The sequence below is a fragment of the Poseidonocella sp. HB161398 genome, from assembly GCF_005870025.1.
Lineage (GTDB): Bacteria > Pseudomonadota > Alphaproteobacteria > Rhodobacterales > Rhodobacteraceae > Mangrovicoccus.
The window spans coordinates 1-3,060 of record NZ_VATA01000172.1 but is presented as its reverse complement, the minus strand read 5'-3'; the positions used below and the strand labels follow the sequence as shown (position 1 = coordinate 3,060).

Here is a 3,060-nt window from a genome sequence, read left to right as displayed (position 1 = left end):
CACAGCCTTTGCCCAGCCCGACCACGCGGCGGCCAAGACGCAATGGCGCCGGGTCGCGGATCAGATGCGCCCGAAGCCGCCAAAGCTCGCGGCTCATTCCGGAACCGCTTCACGGTTCTCGGCATCCCGATGACGGTGGCCGCAGGATAGATGTGCCGGGGACAGGGAATTCCGGCCATCAGCTGATTTGCCCAAGAGAGGCCGCGCCGTCAAAAGGCGTCCCGCCTAGCCCGCCTCCTGTCCGCGGCGCTGGCGCAGGCCGCAGCCCGCCATGGGGACCGACATCGCGGGGTTGAGACCGGCATCGCGCATCCGCTCGAGAAATCGCCCGAGCGCCGCAATCTGGAGGTCGGGGATCGCCGCCCCGGGAAGGCCCAGGGCCAGGGCGACGTCATCCGGCGCCGCCAGGGCTTCAGCCAGCGTCCAGAGCTGAAGCTGGGCACGGCGATCCGGTCCGGCCAGGGACGCCAGGAGCAGGCTTTCGCACTGCTGCAGCCGGGCAAATTCCTTGGCCACCGCCTCGTCCCGCCGGGACGCCATCGGGAGGATCCAGCCGCCTGCCACCGCCGCGATCCGCGCCAGGGGATCGCGCGCCACGGCCCTCAAGGCCTCTGGCGGGGTGTCCGGACCAAGCGCGAGAACCGGAAGCCCCGGCGCGGAGCGCAGCAGGTTCGACAGATGGGCCGACGGGTTGAGGGCTGCGGCAGAGAGCGGCCGGCCCTTCCCGGGCGGCGGGCGGAAGGCGGGCACCAGCCAGCTGCCTGCCCGGTCCGGTGCGAACCCCTCGAGCCCGTAGACTGCCAGATAGGGCGCCTTGCCCGGCGGCGCATCGCGGCGCGGAATGGCCGGGGTCAGGGGGGGCGGCACCGTCGCGCGGGCAGCGATGGACGCCGCGGCGCCGGAGCCCGAAGTGGCAGGCCCCGCGGCGGGATCGAGCGCCGCCGCATAGAGCCTGTCCGCACCCTCCCAGGCCTTGCGCAGGAAGAAATGCCCGCGGGCGATCTGCGGCAAGGCCCCGGCATGGTCGTCATAGAACATCACCGGCCGGCCAGTCCGGTCGAACGGCGCGAAGGTCAGGCTCCGTGCAGACAGGTCGCGGCTGTGGCGGCGCGCCATGGTCTGGAAGAACGCCTCGTCGGGGATCCAGACGCCGCGGAAATAGCGCCTGGCCCGCGGCAGGCCGGGATCGGCGAGGATCGCCTCCAGCGTTGCGCGGCTCAGGCACCACCATTGCGAGCCGAGACAGGGATCTAGCCCGGGCGGCAGGCGGCGCTGCCAGCCGACGGGCAGGGACCGCTGCAGCCGGGTCGAGAGATCGAAGAGCCGCCGCCTCTCGCGGTAGCCGAAGGGAAAGCGCAGGCCGAAGCGTTCCTCCTGCAGGCCGCCCATGACCCAGTCGGCACGCGAGATGCGCACCGACTCGATGAAGTCGCGCCCCGGCTGGTCCGCGAGGAACCGGTCGAGGTCCGCCACCGGACGCAGCGGCAGGCAGCTGCCGGAGACCAGGCAGACATGGCCGATCGCGGGATGGCGCGCCAGCAGGGCGCGGACCGCGCCGAGCGTCGCCTCGACCAGGTTCCAGCTGCCCCAGCCGCTGCGCCGCCGTTCCGCCAGGATCAGTCCCGGCAGCGCCGCCAGCCGCGCCAGCTGCTCGGGCGCGACCCGCGTGCCGCGATCGACATGCAGCGCGACCGGCATGCCCTGGGCGCAGAGGTGCTGTGCCACAGCCTCCACCCGGTCGAGCCGACCATGGCAGAGCATCACGCAGCCGGCGCTCATGCCCAGAGGCCGCGCGACATCAGCCCGAGCGCCTCGAGCTGGCGCCAGCCCGAGAAGCGGCGCGACCCGGGATGATGCAGCGCCACCGCGGTGCCGCCGCCCTGCAGATAGGCGCGGTATTCCGCCCCGCCGCGGTAATGCTCGCCGCGCTCCGCCTCCCGCGCGGCGCGCCCGGAAAGGCCGGGCAGGAGCTTTGTATGAAGCAGCACCCCGGTCGGCGCCTCCTCGCGGCGGAGGTTGAGCCCGCGCGGCAGCAGGTGATGGGTCGAGCTCACATAGGCCTGGCCGGGCTTCCAGCGCACCAGCGGCACCTTGTTCAGGGCCGGGGCGGCGCGGGGATCGGCGGCGAAGAAGGCCCGCTCGCGCGGCCCGCCCTGGATCCAGTCATGGCCGTAGCGGGGGTCGCGCTGCGCGCGGTAGCTGGCGCTGTCGAACCAGGGCAGCTGGTCGAGGATCCGGCCCCCGGGCCCCGCCGCGCCCGGGCCGCCATGGAGATCGAGCAGAAGCGCCGGCAGGCTGCGCAGCCCGCGCGCGTCGAGCCAGGCGCAGAGCGCGGGCAGCGGCCGGGTCTCCCAGTCGGGATAGATCAGCAGCTCGTCGGCATCGACGGTCAGGCACCATCGACCGCAGCCATGGCGCCGCTTCAGCGCCCCGAGCCAGTCCATGCCGAAGCGCGCGCGTCGGTAGGAGCCGCGGGCCGCCCAGAGCGAGACATCCGGCTGGGCCGCCAGCAGCGCGGCCGAGCCGTCTGTGCTGCCATTGTCGGCGATGTAGAACTGCGCCGCGCCGAGACGGCGGTAATGGTCGAGGAAGTCCGGCAAGCGCAGGGCCTCGTCGCGGATGCAGGCGAAGACCGCCGCGCCGTCGCTGCGGGCGGCGGGGGTAATGCGGCGCAGTTCCAGCCCCTTGCGCAGGCTGCGCAGCGCCAGCCGCTGCCGCCGAGCCCGCAGGACCAGGTTTTCCAGGCACTTGTCGACTCGCTGCACGCGCCGCCCTCCTGGCAACGTGCTATGGCCGGGTTGCTTAAGGCGCGGTTTACGCAAACGGAAAACGCCGCCCCGCGAGGGACGGCGTCTGGAATTTCCCTGGCCGGGACGGCGTTATTCGGCGGCGCTGCGCACCGAGGCGAAGTCGCGGAGGAATTCCGAGAATTCGCCGCTGAGCTCCTCGCGGTCCAGGCCGAAGGCGACGGTGGCCTGCAGGTAGCCGATCTTCGAGCCGCAGTCGTAGCGCTCGCCGCGGAAGCGGTAGCCGTAGACGCCGGTGCCGTCGATCTCGTCG

General features: G+C 72.8%; 2 protein-coding genes and 1 pseudogene. All 3 read right to left on the bottom strand.

From position 1 onward, the window contains the following. Positions 1–225 precede the first annotated feature (225 nt). Positions 226–1,779 (bottom strand): beta-1,6-N-acetylglucosaminyltransferase, encoded by a 1,554-nt coding sequence (locus tag FGX59_RS36335; RefSeq protein ID WP_138473409.1) that lies wholly within the window; start codon positions 1,777–1,779, stop codon positions 226–228. Continuing rightward, the gene (locus FGX59_RS36330) at positions 1,776–2,765 is read right to left on the bottom strand and encodes a glycosyltransferase family 2 protein (RefSeq protein ID WP_240722879.1); all 990 of its coding nucleotides are present in this window, start codon (positions 2,763–2,765) and stop codon (positions 1,776–1,778) included. The genes FGX59_RS36335 and FGX59_RS36330 overlap by 4 nt, the downstream gene beginning before the upstream one ends. A 114-nt stretch (positions 2,766–2,879) precedes the next feature. Next, positions 2,880–3,060, bottom strand: a pseudogene (locus tag FGX59_RS38000) (UTP--glucose-1-phosphate uridylyltransferase); the annotation flags it as partial.

Excerpts from the sequence above, each read along its gene's own strand:
- FGX59_RS36335 (WP_138473409.1), bottom strand. The coding sequence starts at position 1,779 with ATGAGCGCCGGCTGCGTGATGCTCTGCCATGGTCGGCTCGACCGGGTG.